The 19,427-nt window shown below is 71.6% G+C and carries 16 protein-coding genes; 9 read left to right on the top strand and 7 right to left on the bottom strand.

Going from position 1 to position 19,427, the window contains the following annotated elements; all coding sequences use genetic code 11:
* Positions 1 to 42: 42 nt before the first annotated feature.
* Positions 43 to 1,071 (top strand): hypothetical protein, encoded by a 1,029-nt coding sequence (locus AB0C38_RS01385; RefSeq protein ID WP_360664687.1) that lies wholly within the window; start codon positions 43 to 45, stop codon positions 1,069 to 1,071.
* On the opposite strand, the gene AB0C38_RS01380 is transcribed toward AB0C38_RS01385, so the two are convergent.
* Positions 1,038 to 1,967: a LysR family transcriptional regulator gene (locus AB0C38_RS01380; RefSeq protein WP_360664684.1), complete on the bottom strand. Its 930-nt coding sequence runs from the start codon at positions 1,965 to 1,967 to the stop codon at positions 1,038 to 1,040. The two genes, AB0C38_RS01385 and AB0C38_RS01380, sit on opposite strands and share 34 nt — an antisense overlap.
* Before the next feature lie 92 nt (positions 1,968 to 2,059).
* Here AB0C38_RS01380 and AB0C38_RS01375 point away from each other — a divergent pair, with 92 nt between their 5' ends.
* Positions 2,060 to 3,274 carry an MFS transporter gene (locus tag AB0C38_RS01375; RefSeq protein ID WP_360664681.1) on the top strand — a complete coding sequence of 405 codons (1,215 nt, stop codon included), beginning with the start codon at positions 2,060 to 2,062 and terminating at the stop codon, positions 3,272 to 3,274.
* Here the strand turns inward: AB0C38_RS01375 and AB0C38_RS01370 are convergent.
* The 3 genes from AB0C38_RS01370 to AB0C38_RS01360 all read right to left on the bottom strand — a co-directional run bounded on the left by AB0C38_RS01370 (position 3,271) and on the right by AB0C38_RS01360 (position 7,069).
* The gene (locus tag AB0C38_RS01370; RefSeq protein WP_360664678.1) at positions 3,271 to 4,008 is read right to left on the bottom strand and encodes a hypothetical protein; all 738 of its coding nucleotides are present in this window, start codon (positions 4,006 to 4,008) and stop codon (positions 3,271 to 3,273) included. The genes AB0C38_RS01375 and AB0C38_RS01370 overlap by 4 nt on opposite strands.
* 1 nt (position 4,009) lies before the next feature.
* On the bottom strand, positions 4,010 to 5,818 hold the full coding sequence (locus AB0C38_RS01365; protein WP_360664675.1) for a substrate-binding and VWA domain-containing protein: 1,809 nt from the start codon (positions 5,816 to 5,818) through the stop codon (positions 4,010 to 4,012).
* A gap of 78 nt (positions 5,819 to 5,896) precedes the next feature.
* Positions 5,897 to 7,069 carry a homogentisate 1,2-dioxygenase domain-containing protein gene (locus tag AB0C38_RS01360; RefSeq protein WP_360664672.1) on the bottom strand — a complete coding sequence of 391 codons (1,173 nt, stop codon included), beginning with the start codon at positions 7,067 to 7,069 and terminating at the stop codon, positions 5,897 to 5,899.
* A gap of 85 nt (positions 7,070 to 7,154) precedes the next feature.
* Between AB0C38_RS01360 and AB0C38_RS01355 the strand changes: the two genes are divergently transcribed.
* Together AB0C38_RS01355 and AB0C38_RS01350 are read left to right on the top strand one after the other, a co-directional pair.
* Positions 7,155 to 8,009, top strand: a complete 855-nt coding sequence (locus tag AB0C38_RS01355; RefSeq protein ID WP_360667419.1) for a hypothetical protein — start codon at positions 7,155 to 7,157, stop codon at positions 8,007 to 8,009.
* Positions 8,006 to 8,641, top strand: a complete 636-nt coding sequence (locus AB0C38_RS01350) for a helix-turn-helix domain-containing protein (RefSeq protein WP_360664669.1) — start codon at positions 8,006 to 8,008, stop codon at positions 8,639 to 8,641. The genes AB0C38_RS01355 and AB0C38_RS01350 overlap by 4 nt, the downstream gene beginning before the upstream one ends.
* Here the strand turns inward: AB0C38_RS01350 and AB0C38_RS01345 are convergent.
* Positions 8,638 to 9,300, bottom strand: a complete 663-nt coding sequence (locus AB0C38_RS01345) for a DUF998 domain-containing protein (protein WP_360664666.1) — start codon at positions 9,298 to 9,300, stop codon at positions 8,638 to 8,640. The two genes, AB0C38_RS01350 and AB0C38_RS01345, sit on opposite strands and share 4 nt — an antisense overlap.
* A 56-nt stretch (positions 9,301 to 9,356) precedes the next feature.
* Positions 9,357 to 9,944 carry a TMEM165/GDT1 family protein gene (locus AB0C38_RS01340; RefSeq protein ID WP_360667416.1) on the bottom strand — a complete coding sequence of 196 codons (588 nt, stop codon included), beginning with the start codon at positions 9,942 to 9,944 and terminating at the stop codon, positions 9,357 to 9,359.
* A gap of 186 nt (positions 9,945 to 10,130) precedes the next feature.
* On the opposite strand from AB0C38_RS01340, the gene AB0C38_RS01335 reads away from it, so the two are divergent.
* From AB0C38_RS01335 to AB0C38_RS01315, 5 genes are all read left to right on the top strand, one after another.
* Positions 10,131 to 11,090, top strand: coding sequence for a S41 family peptidase (locus AB0C38_RS01335; protein ID WP_360664663.1), 960 nt, complete (start codon positions 10,131 to 10,133; stop codon positions 11,088 to 11,090).
* A gap of 79 nt (positions 11,091 to 11,169) precedes the next feature.
* On the top strand, positions 11,170 to 12,639 hold the full coding sequence (locus AB0C38_RS01330) for a cytochrome ubiquinol oxidase subunit I (protein WP_360664660.1): 1,470 nt from the start codon (positions 11,170 to 11,172) through the stop codon (positions 12,637 to 12,639).
* Between the two features lie 126 nt (positions 12,640 to 12,765).
* Positions 12,766 to 13,773 (top strand): cytochrome d ubiquinol oxidase subunit II, encoded by a 1,008-nt coding sequence (cydB, locus tag AB0C38_RS01325; RefSeq protein WP_360664657.1) that lies wholly within the window; start codon positions 12,766 to 12,768, stop codon positions 13,771 to 13,773.
* Complete coding sequence (cydC, locus tag AB0C38_RS01320; RefSeq protein WP_360664654.1) at positions 13,770 to 17,156, top strand: thiol reductant ABC exporter subunit CydC; 3,387 nt, start codon at positions 13,770 to 13,772, stop codon at positions 17,154 to 17,156. Before cydB ends, cydC begins: the two co-directional genes overlap by 4 nt.
* A gap of 59 nt (positions 17,157 to 17,215) precedes the next feature.
* Positions 17,216 to 18,496 (top strand): GAF domain-containing protein, encoded by a 1,281-nt coding sequence (locus AB0C38_RS01315; protein WP_360664651.1) that lies wholly within the window; start codon positions 17,216 to 17,218, stop codon positions 18,494 to 18,496.
* Positions 18,497 to 18,694: 198 nt separating this feature from the next.
* Here AB0C38_RS01315 and AB0C38_RS01310 read toward each other — a convergent pair whose 3' ends face one another.
* Positions 18,695 to 19,321, bottom strand: a complete 627-nt coding sequence (locus AB0C38_RS01310; RefSeq protein ID WP_360664648.1) for a response regulator transcription factor — start codon at positions 19,319 to 19,321, stop codon at positions 18,695 to 18,697.
* Positions 19,322 to 19,427 lie beyond the last annotated feature (106 nt).

Raw genomic sequence — 19,427 nt, 5'->3', positions numbered from 1 at the left:
CGAAAAGACCGGTGACCAGTGTCGACACGGTGGGGGCTCCGCGTGCAGATCGTCCCGGTTCCCGAACGCGTGCTCGCGTTCGAACTCGATCCCGCCATGCCGTCCGGCGCGCTGCCGATCTTCGGCGAGTACGTCGACCGGATCGGCCGCGACCTCGCGAACCGGCGGCTGCTGGCCTGGTTCTTCCTGGTGTTCGGGGTCGCCCAGTTCTTCACCGGGGCCGGGGTGGCGCTGACGGTCGGCACGATCGCCCTGGCCGGCTCGGTCGAGGCGTGGTGGCTCTACCGCGCGTACGTCCAGGTGCCCGAAACGCGGCTGAAGCGGGAAGCGTTCCGGCGGGTGGACATCACCGCCGACGGCCTGGTCGCGGCCGGGCGGACGGTCGGCGTGCGCCTGCCGGACGGCCGGTGGCTGCGCGTCCGGCTCGACGAGGCGCACCGGCTGCTGGTGGCCGGGCACCGGCGGGTCTGGCTGCTGGGGCGGGGCCCGAAGGTGTTCGTCGGCTTCTCCGGGGTGGTGCGGCTGCGCCGCGCCCGGATCCTCGACGCGCCGCCGTGGGCTGCCGTCGCGGTGCCGGAACCGGCCGGGTCCTGGTCCCCGAGGCTCGATCCCGTGCTGACCGCGCACCGCCGCCAGATCGCCCGCGAGCTGCGCGCGACGGCCGTGTTCCTGCTGGTCCTGGCGGGTTTCGCGGGGTGGGTCCGGCTCGACTTCCCGGTCATGGGGTGGATCGCGTGGGCGTTCGCCGCCGGCGCCTTGCTGGGTGCGCTCGTGACCGCGCTGCGATCGGTCACCTACCAGCGTCCGCTGCCGGCGGACCACTGGACGGAGCTGCGCGCGGTCCTGGACGGCCCGGTCCGCATGGGCCGCCACGGCGCCGCCCGGCTCAGCGGCTTGACCATGCTGGCCGACGGCCAGGTGATCGGGTTCCGCCTGCCCAAGGCGGACCCCTCGATGGCGGCGAACATCGCGGCGACGGGCCGGCTGTGGATCGCTGGGGTGCCCAGGCCGGGCGCGGCCAAGACAGGCGTGCCCGGTTACCCGGTGCTGGGCACGGTCTGGCTCGGCTGAGCCCAGCTCGGCCGCCAAGCGCCGGCGGCCCGTTCGCCCTTCTTGAGGTGCGTCCGCAGCGCGGCCAGCGCCGGGTGCGCGTTGCCCCGTCGCCAGACCAGCGAATGCGGGTACACCGGCGCCGGATCCTGGATCGCGACCCGGCGCAGGTCGTGGCCGGCCGGCCACGACAGCCGCACGCCGGCCCCGACCAGCGTCGCCACCTCGCCCGATCCGGCCAGCTCGTCCAGCACCACCTCGGTCCCGAAGTTCGGCCCGGCGGCATCGATCGACAACCCGAACACGTCCGCGAGCTCGGCGTAGTACGCGCCCCATTCCGTGCCGGGCACGATCCCCGGCATCCGGATCCGATGACCGCGCAGGTCCCCGGGCGTGACCGCGGCCGTGCTCGACAGGACGTGCCCGGGTCCGCACAGCAGCTCGAGCGGCTCGTCGAACACCCAGGCCGACTCCACGTCGTCGGGCAGCACGTCCACCGCGCGGAAGGAGGCATCGACGCTGCCTTCCCGGACGGCCGCGAACGCCGAGGCGGCGTCGAAGAGTGTCACGACCTGCAGCGCGAACTCAGGATGAGCCTCGTGGAATCCGCGGAGCAGCGTCGCCGGGCACAGCCGCCGGCCGATGACGTCGACCCGGAGCGGGCCGGTGCGGACCGACGCGAGCGCTCGCGCTTCGGCCGACAACAGCGAACGGGCGTGCGGCAGGAAGGCCTGCCCGTCACCGGTGAGCACGGCTCCGCGCGCGGTGCGCGTGAACAACCGCGTCCCGAGTGACTTCTCCAGCACGGCGATGCGCTTCGAGACGGCTTGCTGGGTGATCGAGAGATCCGCCGCGGCGTCCTGGAACCGGCCCGCCTCCACGGCGGCGACGAACGTGCGCACGGCATCGAGGTCCACAGCGGACGACTCTAGGTTCACAACGCGGTGTTGTGGCTCGCCGCCGCGTCGGTTGTTTGCTTCGCCGGGCCGTTCCCGGCTTTGATCCTCCGGTGATGCGCGGAAGGTCGCTCGGGCGGCGGTTCAGGTTGCTGTGGACGGCTTACGCCGTGAGCGCGTTCGGGACCTGGCTCGGTTTCGGCGCCTTTCCCATGCTGGCGATCCTCGTGCTGCACGCGGGACCCGCGGCCGTCTCGGCGCTCGCCGCGGTCGGCCCGGCCGTGGGCGCGCTCGTGGCCGTGCCGCTGGGGCCGTGGGTCGACCGGCAGCGCAAGCGCCCGGTGCTGGTGGCCATGGACCTCGTCCGGTTCGCCGCGCTGGTCAGCGTGCCCGCCCTCTACGCCATCGGGTCGCTGGGTTTCGCCCAGCTCCTCGTCGTCTCGGTCGTCGTCGCCGCGGCGGACATCACCTTCACGTCGGCGAGCGGCGCCTACCTGAAGGGGCTCGTGCCGCCCGAAGACCTGCTCGTCGCGAACGGGCGGTTCGAGTCGACGAACTGGACGGCCACCGCGCTCGGCCCGCCGCTCGGCGGGGCGGCGTTCGCGCTCTTCGGCCCGGTGACGTCGATCGCGGCCAACGCCGTCAGCTTCCTGCTCTCCGCGCTCGGGATCCGGGCGATCGGCGGGGACGAGCCGCGGCCGCGGCAGACCGCCCGGCCGCGTGTGCGTGACCTCGCCGGCGGCTGGCGCACGATCCTGACGCACCCCGGGCTGCGGCCGCTGTACTTCAACGTCCTGCTGTTCAACGGCCTGATCATGGGAACCGAGCCGCTGCTGGCCGTGCTGATGCTGAACCAGCTCGGCTTCACGCCGTGGCAGTACGGGCTCGCGTTCGCGGTCCCGTGCCTCGGCGGGCTCGCCGGGTCGCGGCTGACCCCGCGGCTCGTCGCGCGGTTCGGGCGCCACCCCGTGCTGCTGACGTCGGGGACGCTGCGCGCGTGCTGGCTGCTCGCGCTGGCCTTCCTGCCGACCGGCGCCGGCGGGCTCGCCTTCGTCATGGTCGTCGAACTCGGCTTGATCGTCTGCTGCAGCGTGTTCAACCCGGTGCTCGCGACCTACCGGCTCGAGCAGCTCCCGGCGGACCGCGTCGCGAGCACGCTCTCGGCGTGGTCGGTCAGCACCAAGGCGTCGATCGCCGCGCTGACCGCGCTCTGGGGTGTCCTCGCGAGCTTCACCGGTATCCGGGTCGCGATCGGCGCCGCCGGGGTACTGGTGCTGGTGACGCCGTTGCTGCTGCCCCGCCGGGACCGGACGCCGGTGGCCGCCTAACCCAGCGACTTCCGCGTCGCCTGCTCGGTCTCGAGCACGCCCTGCCGGATGCCCTCCAGCTGGTCGCTCAGTTCCCGCACCGCCCCGGTGTCGACCGCGAAGTCCGTCGTCGCGGCCGTCAGCTCCGCGACGCGCGCCACCAGGCTGTCCAACCCGAGCGCGCCCGACTGCAGCTGCGCCAGCAGCTTGTCGCGCGCGCCGGAAAGCCGTGCGTGCACGTCCTCCTGGGCCTTCACCGCCGTCAACGCCTGTTCGAGATCACCGCGGACCTCCTCGCGCGCCGATCCCATCGACTGCTCCAGCCGGCGCCGCTCCCGCGTCACGACGTCGAGGTCGACGCGGGACAGGGCCTTTCCGGTCGCCGACGCGCGTCCCGCGAGACGCCGGAGCGTCGCCAGCGTCTCCTGGACCACCGGCTCCATGTCCGCGACGCGGTCGGCGAGCGGGCCGGTGTCGAGGGATTCGCTGAGCGAGGCGAACCCGTCGGCCGCGCCTTCGGCCCGGCGCAGCCAGTTCTCCTCGGCGGAACCCGCGGCGACGTCGAGGATCCGCGCTTCGCGGGGCGCAGGTTCCTTCTCGCGGGTCGCGACGGCCACGCCCGCCCAGGCCGCGAGCACGGCGACGCCCACCCCGAGCGACGCGACGACCGGCAGCTGGACGGCCCACGCCACCCCGGCCGACGTGGCGGCCAGCAGCAGCCCCCACGGTTCGGCGAGCTCACGGGCGAACTTCATGTCAGAAATTCGAAATCACGGAGGTGAACACCTGGTTGATCGAGTCCGGTTTGGACGAATCGTACTCCGATCCCTCGGTCGCTTCCGCGATCTGCTTCAGCACGTCCTGGTCGGCGTCCGAGCCGTAGGCGATGGTGAACAGCCGGACCGTCTCCGCGTTGCCCTCCGGCCGCAGCTGCGGCAGCAGGTGTTCGAGGTCGACGCCGCCGGAGTCCTCGTTGCGGCCGTCGGTCAGCACCACGACCGCGTTGATCGCCGCCGGGTCGATGTGCGCCTTCATGTACTCGTACGCGGCCTGCGAAGAGTCGTAGAGCCCGGTGCCCGCCTGCGGCGTCAGCCCGCCCAGCCGGTTGGCGAGGAGCTCCTTGCCGCCGGTCCCGAGCGCCTGCACCGGCACCAGCTCCTGGTAGTCCTTGTCGCCATCGAGGTGGGTGGAGAACTGCCAGAGCCCGACCTGGTCGCGCGGCACGAACTGGCCGAGCGCGTCGATCGCGGCCTGCTTGGCCAGGTCGATCTTGCTCTTGCCGGTGCCCTTGACCTCGTCGCCCATCGAGCCCGAGACGTCCACGACCAGCAGCACGTTCGCCTTCTTGCGCAGCTCGGTCCACGTGGTCAGCAGCTTCGTGAGCACCGTCGGCGACGGCGGCCGCAGGAAGCTGATCTTCGCGTCCGGCTGGGCGCCGTTCGCCGTCGTCACCTGCGGGCCCGGCTTGCCGTCGAAGGACCGGAAGCCCAGCGCGGCGAACTTCGGCTGCGTCTCCGGCCCGCGCAGGTAGCCCAGGAAGTCCGTGGCGATCTGCTTGCGGGTCGCGTCGGCCCAGTTCAGCGTGACGAACGGGTGGTCGGAGTTGAGCGTGCCGTCCGCCGGGTAGATCGCGACGATCGGCACCTTCGGCGGCGCGTGCTGGCCGACCTTGGCCGGGTCGTTCGTCGGGTTGCCCTGGTTGTAGCCGATCAGCGAGCTCTCCTCGACGGTCACCGCCGAGATGTAGGACAGCGCCGCGCCGCGGTCGTCGGCCTTCTGCAGGTTCGTCAGGAAGGTCAGCGTGTTGTCGCCGTAGTGCACGATCGCCTGCTCGATGTTCGTGACGAACTGCTTGGCCTCGGGCTTCTCGAGCGCGGCGGCGGTGAGGTCGGACGACGTGCCGGTGGCCGCGTAGTACGCGCCGATGGTGGCGTTCAGGCCGGCGGTGGAGATGTTCGGGTTCGTCTTGCCGAGCCGGAACTTGCCCCACTCCGGGTGGCCGTACTTCGCCCAGCCGGCCGGGTCGGTCGCCAGCGTGGCGAGGTCCTTCCAGCCGATCGGCTTCGCCGGCCAGCCCAGTGCCTCGGCCATCGGCTTCGGCATGGCGACGGTCAGCGGCGAGTTCGCGACCGACTGCGGGTCGCCGTCCGGCACGATCGACGCCGAGTCGCCCTTCGCGTTGACGCGCAGCAGGTTGACCCAGCCGCTCGCGGCCGGCGTCCAGACGTCGGGGCGCGGCCCGTCGGTCGCCTCGTTCCAGCCGTTCGCCAGCGCCTGCATCGCGATGCCCGACGACTTCGATTTCACGATGACGTCGACGCAATGCCCGGCGACCGACCGTCCGGAGTAGGCCTTGGCGGCTTCTTGGACTATTCCGACCTTTTCCGGGGACGACGCGACGTTGAGGGCGACGGCGTCCGAGCCGGTGCATTTCACCTCGTCCGCCTCATCGCCCGAGCCACTGGTCCAGGCGCGGATCCCGATGATCAGCGCGGCCGCCACCACGATCGCGGCCACGAACGGGAGAATCTTTCTCTTTCGCCGTGCTGGTTGGGAATTGATCATCGAACCCTCCCCGTGCCACCGCCGAAATACCATTATCGGGCAGCGGAACAGGAAGGGGACGGTAATTCCGAAACTTGACTATCCCTTAGGGCCGCGGCGCGACCACGTCCACGCGTAACCGGGGTCCTCGGACGCCTCGGCGGCCTCGCCGAGCTCCAGTGGCGCGAAGGTGTCGACCATGACGGCGGTCTCGTCGAAGAACTCCGCGCCGATCGACGCCTCCGCCGCGCCCGGCTGCGGGCCGTGCGTGAAGCCGGACGGGTGCAGCGACAGCGAGCCGATCCCGATCCCCGACCCCTTGCGGGCCTCGTAGTTGCCGCGCACGTAGAACATCAGCTCGTCGGAGTCGACGTTCGCGTGGTTGTACGGCACCGGGATCGAGTCCTCGTGGTAGTCGACCTTCCGCGGGCAGAAGGAGCAGACGACGAAGTTCGGGCCCTCGAACGTCTGGTGCACGGGCGGCGGCTGGTGGACGCGGCCGGTGATGGGCTCGAAGTCGTCGATGGTGAACGCCCACGGGTAGAGGCAGCCGTCCCAGCCGACGACGTCGAAGGGGTGCGTCGCGTACGTGTAGCGCGTCAGGCCCGCGCGGTGGCGCACGAGGACCTCGACGTCCTCGCCGTCTTCCAGCAGCGGCTCGGCCGGCCCGCGGACGTCGCGCTCGCAGTACGGCGAGTGCTCCAGGAACTGGCCCTTCGCCGACAGGTACCGCTTCGGCGGCCCGATGTGCCCGCGCGCCTCCAGGATGAAGAGGCCGACCTCGCCGTGGGGGAGGACGCGGTAGGTGCACGACGTCGGGAGCACGAGGTAGTCGCCGTCGCCGACCTCGAGGCTGCCGTAGATCGTCTCGACGGTCGCGGAGCCGCCCTGGACGTAGAACAGCTCGTCGCCGGCCGCGTTGCGGTACAGCGGGCTGGGGGCGGTCGCCGTGACGAACCCGATGGTGACGTCGTTGTTGCCGAACAGCCGGCGCCGATCGGTCACCGCGTCGGCCTCGCCGCCGAACTTGAGGTCCTTCGTCTGGTAGGCCCGCGGCTTGAGCGGGTGGTTCGGCGTCAGCGCCCCGCGGTCCTCCTCGACGGCCACGGCGTCGACGATCGCCGTCGGCAGGCCGCGGTGGTAGAGCAGGGCGGAGTCGGCGGAGAAGCCCTCGACGCCCATCAGCTCCTCGGCGTAGAGCCCGCCGTCCGGCTTCCGGAACGCGGTGTGCCGCTTGTGCGGGATCTCACCTACTCGCCGGTAGTAAGGCATCGACAACCCCTTCTGACGTGTCCGTTGTGCGAACGATTTTGTCCTCATGTCGTACGCTACTAGCGTGTCATTCGTGTCAAGCGCTGTGGAACTCACTCCCCCCGGCCCCCGTGGAATTCCTCCCCTGTTCGCGAGGCTCGTCGACGACTCGGCGCTGTTCCCTCCGGGCGATGCGGCCATGCCCGAAGCCCTGCGCGAGCACTTCGCGAGCCGGGACTCCGAGCACGCCGGTGTACTGGGGGTTTTCCTCTGTCAGGCCTCCCGGCTGCCGGAGCTGATCACCGAGTTGATCAAGATCAAGCCCAAGCAGCCGTTGCCGCTTTCGCTGATCATCGACACCGGCCTCGGCGGGGTGCCGAAGGCGATCTCGATCGTCGAGTCGCGCAGCGAGCTGCTGGCGCTGCGGATGGTCGAGATGCCGGCGCCGTCGGACGTCGACGAGGTCTGGCTGGAGCGCGTCTCGGAGTTCGTCCCGGAGGACGTCATCCGCGTGGTCGAGCCGCGGCGCGGTGTCGGCTGGCTGGACGGCGTGCGGAAGGTCATCGAGCACGGCAGCTGGCCGAAGATCCGCTGCGGCGGCAAGGCGGGCGAGAACTTCCCGAGCGTCGACGAGGTGGCGGACTTCCTCGCCGTCGTCAGCGGGTCCAGCGGGGCGTCGTTCAAGGCGACGAACAGCCTGCATCGCGCGGTCCGGCACGCCGACCCCGGCACCGGCTTCGTGCACCACGGCTTCCTCAACCTGCTCGTGGCCTCCGCGCGCAGCCTCTCCGGCGGCGACGTCCGGGCGGCGCTGGAGTCAACCGACGCCGAGGCCCTGGCCGAGGAGGCCCGCGGGTTGTCCGAGCAGGCCGCGAAGGCCGTTCGGGCGCTCTTCGCGTCGTACGCGGCGGCCTCGTTCGCGCAGCCCGTCGCCGACATGGGCGAACTCGGCTTGCTGTGACCAGCCGGGAGGGGTCGCTGACGCTCGACCGGGGCCTCGCGCTGCTGCAGGCAGTGGCCGACGCCGGCGGCGACGCGGCGACCATCTCCGAGCTGGCCGTGGCCATCGGGGCGAGCCGCGCGGCCGTCTACCGGCTGCTCGTGCCGCTCTCGGAACGCGGGCTGGTCTGGCGGGACGGCACCAAGGTCCGGCTCGGCGTCGGCCTGCTCCGGCTGGCCGGGCAGGTGCTCCCGCAGCTGCGGGACGCGGCCGGCCCGGTGCTGCGCGAGCTGGCCGAGAAGGTCGGCGCGACCGCGCACCTGTCGGTCGCGCAGGGGACGCAAGCGCTTGCGGTCGCCGTCGTCGAGCCGTCGTGGACGAGCTTCCACGTCGCCTACCGCGTCGGGAGCCGGCACTCGCTGACGTCGGGCGCGGCCGGCAAGGCGATGTCCCTGCGCCCGGGCGGCGACGGCTGGGTGACGTCGACGGGTGAGCTCGAGGCGGGCGCGTCCGGTGTCGCGGCGCCGGTCCGCGGGGTGCCGGGGCTGAAGGCGAGCGTCGGAGTGGTCTCGCTGGAACCGCTCAAGGCCGCCGAAGTGGGTCCGCAGGTCGTCGCGGCCGCCGTCCGGCTGGCCGACATCCTGCGTACTTAGCGGCGCGAAACCGCCAGCAGCGGCCGGACCATGGTCAGCAGCAGAGCGACGTCGACGGAGAACAGCAGCCGCTCGAACAGACCCAGCGTGACGTCCTGCTGCGCGGGGCCGACGACGAGCGTCACGACGAACCCGCCGAGCACCACGGCGATGCTGGCGAAGCTCGCCGTGGCGAGCCGCCGGATCGTCGTCCGGCGCGGCTCCCAGGGGCAGCGCTCGCGGCCGCGCTTGGTCAGCACGAACGCGGCGGCGGGCAGCGCGACGAACGCCGTGAGCGCGGCGAGGTTGTGGACCTGCCCGGACAGCGTCCGCGCCTGGCCGTCGGGGTCCACGGGCACGAGCCCGCACACGAGCAGCCCGGCCGACCAGACGCCGACCAGCAGGCAGACGGCCGTGGTGCCCGGCCGGTGCGCCTTCGCGATGCCGGCGAGCAGGGCGACCGAGCCGAGCGAAAGGGCCAGGCACATCACGCTGAACAGGGGAGCGGCCGACGACGAGCCGAGCTTGCCGTAGACGTACTCCGACAGCGTCTGCCAGATCGGGCTGACCTGGCCGGAGAGCCGCAGGTGCAGGTCGATCGAGATGGCCACGGCGAGGCCGATGCCGCCGAGCGCGATCCGGCCGTGCAGCGGCGAGACCGCGGGCAGGGGCTTGTTCACCTGGCTTCCACCCTTTCGTTTCCGAAAGGTTACCGGGTGAACCTGTGAGCCGGCGGTCAGAAGGCCAGCTGGAGCAGGGCGAACGCCGCGAAACCGGCGAACGCGAACCCGGCGCAGCGCTGGATCAGCTTCGGCCGGATCCGGTTGCGGATCTTCCCGCCGATGAACACCGCGAGCCCGGCCACGACGATGAGCGCGGCGAACGCGCCGACACCGACGGCGACGGGGTTGCCGATCCGGGCGGCGAGGCTGGCCGTCGCGAGCTGGGAGGCGTCGCCCCACTCGGCGGCGAAGAGCACGCCGAACGACGTCATCGCGGAGCGCAGGAAGGACACCGGAGCGGAACCGACGCGCGAAGCGTCATCGCCTGCTTCGTCCGCTTCGCTGAATCCTTCGCGAAGGAGCATGAAAGCGCCGAGGCCGAACATCGAGGCGACGACCAGCGAAAGGACGACGTCCGGCAACAGCGTCAGCACGCTGCCGAACGCGACCGCGATGACGCATTGCACGGCGAACGCCGCGCAGACCCCGGCGAATACCGGGCCACCGCGGAAACGGGTGGTCAGCACCAGGGTCGCGACCAGCGTCTTGTCCGGCAGCTCCACGGCGAGGACCAGGCCGAACGCGCTGATCAGCGCCACCATCGCGGAAGTCATATGTATTTCTCGCCCCTTTCACTGCAACGATAAAGGGGAGATTCGGAACCTCGCAAGCTGATGGCTTCCGCGAAATTGCTGGATCGGTGGTCATGAATTTGTCATCCAGTCGCGTCACACAAATTTCTTCGGCATACCGAAAATTCGATTGTGGCCTGGGGTAGGTTGACCACCATGGGGTCTGAAGCGCGTGGTGCGCAGGTCGACGAGGTCATCCGCCGGTTGGAAGCTCACTACGTCTTCCCGGACGTCGCGACGAAGCTCGCGGAGGTGCTTCGCCAGCGTCTCGGCGAAGGCGCGTACGGCGGACTCGGCGACGCGGAATTCGCGGCGCTGGTCACGACCGACCTGCAGTCGGTGAACGGCGACAAGCACCTGCGCTTGCGCCACCACGTCGACCCGGTCGCCGAAGACGGCGACGCGGCGGTGAACTCCGACAGCTTCCGGCTCGAGGCCGAGCTGGAGGGCTTCGGCATCGCCGAGGTCAAGAGACTCGCCGGCAACGTCGGCTACCTCGACACGACGATGCTCTACCCGCCCGAGCTGGCCGGCCCCGCGATCGCGGCGGCGATGACGCTGCTCGCGCCCACCGACGCCCTCCTGCTGGACGTGCGCCGCAACCGCGGCGGTACCCCCGGAACGAGCGCGCTGCTGCAGACCTACCTCGTCGACGAGCAGGTCCACTACCTCGACATCTACGAGCGCGAAGGCCACAAGACGCTCCAGATGTGGACGCTGCCGTACGTCCCGGGCCTCCGGTTCGGCGGCACCAAGCCGGTCTGGGTGCTCACCGGGCCGCGGACCTTCTCCGGCGGCGAGGACCTCGCCTTCTCCCTCCAGCAGCAGGGCCGGGCGAAGACCGTGGGGGAGGCGAGCCGCGGCGGCGCCCACCCGCGTGAGCAGTACAAAGTGGACACCTACCTCGACGTGACGGTGTCGATCGCGCGCTCGTTCCACCCGGAGACCGGGGAAAACTGGGAAGGCACCGGCGTCCGGCCGGACCTCCCGGTGGACGCGGACAAGGCGTTCGGCACGGCGTACGCGCTGGCGCTGAAGCACGTGCTGGAGCTCGGCGACACGGGGCCGCGGCGCGCGGTGGCGGACGAGGCGCGGCAGGCGCTCGACCAGCTGTAGTCACCCAGGACGTTGGTCCTGGGCCGGACAGGACCACTTGATCTGGCTGTGGCCCCGGCCCCGGAGCACGCTGGACCACGTGGAGGTCCTTGAGCTAGCGCGGTGGCAGTTCGGCATCACCACCGTCTACCACTTCCTGATGGTCCCGTTGACCATCGGGTTGTCGATCCTGGTCGCGGCGATGCAGACCCGCTGGGTCCGCACCGGCGAGCTGCGGCACCTGAAGATGACCAAGTTCTGGGGCAAGCTGCTGCTGGTCAACTTCGCCATGGGCGTGGTGACCGGGATCGTGCAGGAGTTCCAGTTCGGGATGAACTGGAGCGCGTACTCGCGCTTCGTCGGCGACGTCTTCGGCGCGCCGCTCGCGATGGAAGGGCTCGTCGCGTTCTTCGTCGAGTCGACCTTCCTCGGCCTGTGGATCTTCGGCTGGGACCGGCTGCCGAAGAAGGTGCACCTGGCGTGCGCCTGGGCGTTTTCGCTGGCCACGATGGCGTCGGCGTACTTCATCCTGGCGGCGAACTCGTGGATGCAGCACCCGGTCGGCGTGACGTTCGAGGACGGCAAGCCGACGATGAACTCGATCTGGGCGGTGCTGACGAACAACACGGCGCTGGCCGCGATCCCGCACACCCTGGCCGGCGCGTTCTCGGTGGCGGCGGCGTTCCTGGTGGGCGTCGCGGGCTGGCACCTCTGGCGGCGCGGTGACCACGAGGACGTCTGGCGGACTTCACTGCGTCTCGGCGGCTGGGTCGGCGTGGCGGCCTTCGCGGTCCTCGCGATCACGGGTGACACGCAGGGCAAGCTGATGTTCGAGCAGCAGCCGATGAAGATGGCGTCGGCGGAAGCGTTGTGCCACACGGAGCAGCCGGCGAGCTTCTCGATCATCGCGATCGGCGACGTCGCGGGTTCGAACTGCGAGGACGTCAAGACGTTCACCGTTCCGGCGCTGCTCTCCTTCTTGGCGCACAACGACTTCAAGACCGAGGTCAAGGGCGTCGAGGACCTGATCACCGAGTACCAGGCGAAGTACGGCACGAACTACCCGGACGACCCCGAGCTGGGCTCGCTGGCGGGCAAGCCGATCGACTACGTGCCCAACCTGCCGGTGACGTACTGGGGCTTCCGCATGATGATCGGCTTCGGCGCGGTGTCGGCGGGCATCGGCCTGCTGGCCCTGTGGCTGACGCGCAAGAACCGGCTCCCGAGCGGCCGCTGGTTCCCGCTGCTGGTCCTCGGCGGCATCGCGACGCCGTTCCTGGGCAACAGCGCGGGCTGGATCTTCACGGAGATGGGCCGTCAGCCGTTCGTGGTCGTCCCGAACCCCTCGGGTGTCGACGGGGTGTGGATGTTCACGGCCCAGGCGGTCTCGCGTCTGACGACGGGCGAAGTGTGGACGTCGCTGATCGCGCTGACCACGGTTTACGCGGTGCTCGGCGTGGTGGAGCTGTACCTGATGCGCAAGTACATCCGCGGCGGCGTCGACGCGGTGATGCCGCCTCCGAAGGACTCCGACAAGACCGAGGGCGACGCGCTCGCCTTCGCGTACTGAGGTGGTGGACTCGATGGACACCCACAGTGCTGGTGTCTTCACTCTCGTGAGTTACCCACAGCCGACCTGTGGACAACTCGGCAGGTTGTGGATAACTCACGGCTACCGCGCTGGAGGAGGGGCCCGATGACGCTCGCCACGGTCTGGTTCGTCGTCATCGCCTTCTTCTGGCTCGGCTACCTCTTCCTCGAAGGCTTCGACTTCGGTGTCGGCATGCTGCTGCCGGTCCTCGCGCGCGACAACACCGAGCGTCGCGTCATGGTCAACACCATCGGGCCCGTCTGGGACGGCAACGAGGTCTGGCTCATCGTCGCCGGCGGCGCCATGTTCGCCGCCTTCCCCGGGTGGTACGCCAGCCTCTTTTCCGCCGCCTACCTGCCGCTCCTGCTCGTGCTGGTCGCCCTCATCGGCCGCGGCGTCGCGTTCGAGTACCGCGGCAAGGTCGACTCCGACCGCTGGCGCCGCACCTGGGACCGCGTGATCGTGGCCGGCTCGTGGATCCCGCCGCTCGGCGTCGGGCTCATCCTCGCGACGACCGTCCTCGGCCTGCCCCTGGACGCCGACGGCAACCGCGTCGGCGGTGCGTTCGCCGCCTTCCGCTGGGACACCCTGCTCGGCGCGGTCGCCGTCGCCGCCTTCTCCATCACCCACGGCGCGGCGTTCCTCGCCCTCAAAACCACCGGTGAACTGCGGGAACGGGCACGGACCCTGGCTGTTCGGCTACTGCCGTTCGCGATGGTGCCGATCGTCGCGTTCCTCTCGGTCGTCCAGTGGCGCAGCGGCACGCTGTGGACGCTGCTCGCGTTCGGGATCAGCGCCGTCGCCGCGGTCCTCGCCTGGCTGCGGCTGCGCGCCGACCGCGACGGGCAGGCGTTCGCCGCGCTCGGCGTGGTCATCGCCGGGGCCGCCGTCACGATGTTCGGTGCGCTCTTCCCGAACGTCCTGCCGTCGACCGCCGACGTCGCCAACACGCTGACCATCGCCGGCACGGCGTCGAGCCCGTACACGCTGACGGTGATGACCTGGGTCGCCGTCTTCGGGGCCCCCGCGGTGCTGATCTACCAGGGCTGGACGTACTGGGTGTTCCGCAAGCGCATCGGCACCCAGCACATTCCGGCGGTCCACGCGCCATGAACAAACTTCCCGGCCGTGCTCCCCTTTCCGCCTCGGAGTCCACAGTGGACTCGGCGCGGCCGGGAAAGGGCCCGCTCGGCGCATTGCCGGCCCTCGTGCCGGAAGTGCGCCGAGCGCTGGCCCTGGTGGGGTTCCTGTCGTTCCTCAACGCCGCCGCCCTGGTGGCCCAGGCATTCCTGCTCGCCGACGTCCTCGCGACGATCGTCGGAGCGGGATCCGGGGGACGCACCGCCCAGCTGGCCGCGCTGCTCGCGCTCGTCGCGACGCGCGCATTGATCGGCTGGGCGGTGCGCACGGTCTCCGCCCGCGCGGCCGCGACCGCGCAACGCGAGCTGCGCGCGAAAGCCGTCGACCACGCGTTGCGCCTCGGCCCCGAGTGGATCGCCCGCCGCGGCCACGGCGAGCTGACGGCGCTGACGACCCGCGGCCTCGACGCGCTCGACGCGTACTTCCGCGAGTACCTGCCCGCGCTGGTGACGGCGGCGGTCGTGCCGCTCGGCGCCGGCGCGGCGATCCTGTTCGCCGACTGGCCGTCCGGCGTGATCGTCGTCCTGACGGTGCCACTGCTCCCGGTGTTCGCGATCCTCGTCGGCAAGTTCACGGCCGGGCGCGTCGCCGGCGCGACCGACGCGACCCACCGGATGTCCGAACGGCTCCTCGAGCTCGTGCGCGTGCTGCCGGTGCTGACCGCGTTCCGCCGCGCCGCCGCGCAGGGCGAGACGGTCCGGCGGCTGTCCGAACGCCACCGCCGCGCGACGCTCAAGACGTTGAAGGTCGCGTTCTCCTCGGCGTTCGTGCTCGAACTGATCGCGACGCTGTCGGTCGCGCTCGTCGCGGTGGTGATCGGCGTCCGGCTCGTCGGCGGGAACCTGCCGCTGGCCATCGGCCTGGGCGTGCTGATCCTCGCGCCGGAGTGCTACCAGCCGCTGCGCGCGGTGGGCGCCGCGTTCCACGCGAGCGAGGACGGCGTCGAAGCGGTCCGGCGCGTCGCGGACCTGCTGGCCGAGCCGGCACCCACGACGGGGACCGCGGTCCCTTCGCGTGGCTCACTTCGGGTGTCGTCCCTGCGCATCGCACGACGCGGCGGGTTCGCACCCGACGGCGAGACGTTCACGGTCCGCCCGGGCGAGACGGTCTGGCTCCGCGCCCCGAGCGGCGGCGGCAAGTCGACGACGCTCTCGGCGCTGCTCGGTTTCGTCCCGGTCCACGACGGCGTCATCACGGTCGGTTCGACGGACCTGGCCGACGCCGACCTCGCGCGCTGGCGCGAGCAGGTCGCGTGGGTTCCTCAGTCGCCGGTGTTCGCCGGCGGCACGGTCCGCGACGAGCTGGGTTCGGACGTCTTCCTCGCCGAGCTCGGGCTGAGCGGGCTCGCGGACCGTCCGGTGGCTCAGCTTTCGCTGGGGCAACGGCAGCGCGTCGCGGTCGCCCGGGCGCTGGGCCGGATCCGCGACGGCGCGTGGCTGCTCCTGCTCGACGAGCCGACGGCCCACCTGGACGAGGCCAACGCGCGGCTGGTGCTCGACGCGGTCCAGCGAGCGGTCGACGCCGGCGCCGCGGCGATCATCGCGGCCCACGAGCACACGGCGGCGGTCGACTTACCGCCCGACGTCTTGCCGTCTGCGGCGGAGTCCACTGTGGACGCTGCTCGGCCGCCGCTGCCGTGGCGCGCGTTGCTCGACGGCCGGCTCTTCGGCGGCGCGGCACTGGGGGCGCTGGCGCTGCTGGCGGGGGTGGCGCTGACGGCGACGTCGGGCTGGCTGATCGCCAAGGCGTCGCAGCAGCCGCCGATCCTGACGCTGACGGTCGCGGTGGTCGGCGTCCGCGCGTTCGGGCTGGGCCGCGCCGGGCTGAGGTACGTGGAACGGCTGGTCACGCACGACGCGGCGTTCCGCATCGCCGGCCGCCTCCGGGTGCGGCTGTGGAATTCGCTGGTCCGGCTCGGGCCGGCCAGGAGCCTGCGCGCGGGCGAGGGACAGCGTCGCCTGGTCGCCGACGTCGACACAGTGCGCGACTTGCTGCCGCGGGTGGTGTCGCCACCGCTGGTGGTCGCGCTGGTCGCGGCGGGGGCGATCGCGGTGCAGACGTGGGTCCTGCCCGCCGCGGGGCTGGCGCTGACGGTCGCGGTGGCGCTCGGACTGTGCGCGCCCTGGGTGGCATTGCGCGCCGAACGCCGCGCGACAACGGCCCTGGCGGACGGCCGTCGCGAAGTGGCATCGCGAGTCTTGGTGCTGTTCGAGGCGGCGGCGGAGTTGCTGGCGTTTGGCACGGACCGCGACCACCGCCTCGCGCTCACGGAGGCGGACACGCACCTGGTGGGGCAGGCCCGCCGCCAGGCGTTCGGCGCGGGCGCGGCGGAAGCCCTGATCACGTTGGCCTGTGGAGCGGGTGCGGTGGTCAGCACGGCGCTGGCCGCCGAGGCGGTCGCGGCGGGAAGCCTCGACGCGGTGCTGGCGCCATTGCTGGCGTTGGTACCGCTGGCACTGGCGGAGGTCCTGGCGCTGCTCCCACCGGCCGCACAGCACTGGGACACCCTCCAGCGCGCCCGGCAGCGCCTGGCCGACACACCGGCCCCGGCCGAGCCCGCGCGCGTCGTACTGGAGGAAGTCGGGGGCGAGCGCTCTGGCGCGGCGGGCGACGCTGGGCAGCGCGGTGTGCCGGATGAGGCTGAGGCCCGGTTCCGCGGCGAGTCGGTCGGGGGCGCGCGCCTTGGCACGCCGGGTGACGCTAGGCAGCGCGGCGAGCCGGTCGAGGCTGGGGCCGGGAGCCGTGTACTGCTGCGTGGAGCCGATCTCGGGTGGCCCGGCGGGCCGGTGGTCCTGCGCGATGTCGACCTCGACCTCGCGCCCGGCACGTACGTCGCGGTCGTGGGGCCGAGCGGTGCCGGCAAGTCGACTCTCGTTGCCGCGCTGCTGGGCTTCCTCGCTCCTCGGCGTGGCCTGGTCGCCGTCCCGGGGCGGGTTGTGTGGGCGCCTCAGGAGCCGATGCTCGCGGGCACCACGGTGGCCGAGAACCTCCGGCTCGCGCAGCCGACGGCCACGCCGGACGACCTCCGCGAGGCTTTGCGGCAGGCCGCGCTGGCCGACCTGGACCCGTCGACGTTGCTGGGCAGCGGCGGCAGCGGACTGTCGGGCGGCCAGGCACACCGCGTCGCGCTGGCGCGGGCGTTGCTAGGGGCGCCGTCGGCGGGGCTCGTGCTGCTCGACGAGCCGACCGCCCACCTCGACGAGCCGACAGCGCAGGTCGTGCGCGCGCACCTGCGGGAGGCGCTGGCCGGCCGGACGGTCGTGCACGTGACCCACCGCGCGGAAGAAGCCGACGGCGCGGACGTGGTCCTCGAGGTCCGCGACGGCCGGGTCGTGGCGCGGGTGCCGGTGTCGTGATCGATTCTCGAAGCGTGCTTGCCGCGCCGCCGCAGCGTCGCGCGATAATGACGGAACTCATGGATCCGACGCTTGCCGCGCGGGCACTGTCCGCCGCCACCGAGATCACGAGCACCGCCCTGTCCGGCGACGACCCGGGAGCGGTGCTCGACACGGTCGTCGCCCGGGCGGCCGAACTGGCCGACGCGGACCTGGGCCTGGCCATGGTCAGCGCCGAAGACGGCCGGGTGATGGTCGAAGCAGCCCACTACGCCACCGCCCACCCTGCGACACCCGGAGCCGAGACCGCCACTCCGCTCGGTGAGCGAAGCGCCGGGCCAGCGGCCGCAGAGTCCGCCGGTGAGCCAGTCACCTCGCTCGGCGACCCGGCCGCGGACATCGCAGCAAGCCTCGTGAGCGCCGGGGAGGCTTTGCGGGGACTTTCCCTCCCCGCCGACTCCGCTGCCGGGCGGGTGGCCCGGGGTGGTGAGCCCGTGGCCAGCGCCGACTTCGTCGTCGATCCGCGGACCGCGCCCTACGTGCCCGCCGAGCTCCATGGCTACGGGCCGTTCGCTGCCGCGCCGTTCGGGTCCGGGGGGCGGGTTCTCGGGGCGCTCACCGTCTACCGGAAGCGGGGGCGGGAGCCGTTCTCCGCTGGGACCGTCGAGATGCTCGTCGCCTTCGCCGCGCAGGCCGGGGTGGTGCTCGCGCTTGCCGAAGGCGCCAACGCTCGCCACCGCGTCGCGCTCTACGAAGAGCGGGAACGGATCGCTCGCGAACTCCACGACGTCATCGTCCAGCGGCTCTACGGCGCCGGGATGCAGCTCGACCGGGTTCGGCGCAACATGCGCAAGCGGTTCGCCCAGGCCGATGGCGCGCGGCTATCCGACGCGATCGACCAGCTGGACCAGACCATCGAGGAGATCCGGGGCACCGTGCGCGCGCTGAGGTCACCGGAGCCTCGCCACGACACCGGCACGCCCACCGACCTCGCCGAGTCGGCGCGCGGCGAGGTCCGTATCGCCGGCGAGCTGCTCGGGTACCCGCCGACCCTGGAGCTGTCCGGCGAATTCGCCGACATCCCCGCGGAAAGCGCCGACCACATCCGGGCCGCCCTGCGCGAAGCTCTGTCCAATGTGGTCAGACACTCCGGTGCGAGCGAAACCCGCGTGACCCTGGCCAGGGACTCAGACGGCGTGAAACTCCGTGTCCGGGACAACGGTTCCGGCGTCCCCCAAGGCGTCGCCACCCGTGGCCTGCGTCATCTCGCCGAACGCGCGGACGCCGCGGGCGGAAAGTTCTTCCTGAACTCCTCGCCCAGTCTCGGCACGCTCGTCGCGTTCGACCTCCCACTTGACTGACCGCGACCTATCCTTCTCGGGTCATCCAGCCTCCCTTCATCGCCCTCACCGAAGATCGTACCGGCCCATCGAACATATATTCGACTCACATTCGAGTGAATGTGGCGCGGTGAAACCGCTGATGGACGTGGCGGACCGTGACGACAGGTGAAAAGGACGCAGCGAACGGCGGCTTGCGGACGAGACGGCTGCGCGGAGTTACTTCTCCCGGCGCGCGATCCAGGCGGCGGCCTGCGTCCGGCGCTGCATGCCGAGCTTCGCCAGCACCGACGTGACGTAGTTCTTGACCGTCTTCTCGGCGAGGAACAGCCGCTCGGCGATCTCGCGGTTCGACAGGCCCTGGCCGATCAGTTCGAGCACGTCGCGCTCGCGCTCGGTCAGCGTCGCCAGGTCGTCCGTCGGCGGGTGCCGCATCTTGTCCAGCACCCGCGCGGTGCTCACCGGGTCCAGCAGCGACCGCCCGGCCGCGACCTCGCGCACCGCGTACACCACGTCCTGCCCGCGCACCTGCTTCAGCAGGTAACCCGCGGCGCCGGCCATGATCGCGCCGACCATCGCCTCTTCGTCGTCGAACGCGGTCAGCATCAGGCAGGCCGGCGGGTTCGGCTTGGACCGCAGCTCGCGGCAGAGCGTGATGCCGTCGCCGTCGCCGAGGCGGACGTCGACCACCGCGACCTCCGGCTCGACGTGCATCGCCACCGCGAGCGCCTCTTCGACGCTGCCCGCTTCGGCGACGACCTCGATGTCGGGCTCGTCGCCGAGAAGGTCGCGAAGCCCGCGGCGGACCAGTTCGTGGTCGTCGACGAGCAGTACCTGGATCGGCATATCCCCAGGTTACGGGGTACGAGCGCGCCGCGGTGACGGCTGGTCCGCACGTCACACCGGCCGAGCCCGGGCAATTACCCCCAAAGTGTGACCGCGAATCTCGTAA

Origin of the sequence: Amycolatopsis sp. NPDC048633, from assembly GCF_040650695.1 — a bacterium.
In the GTDB taxonomy this organism is placed as follows: domain Bacteria; phylum Actinomycetota; class Actinomycetes; order Mycobacteriales; family Pseudonocardiaceae; genus Amycolatopsis.
Note: the sequence above shows the minus strand (reverse complement) of the source record. Positions and strands in the feature narration are given on the sequence as shown.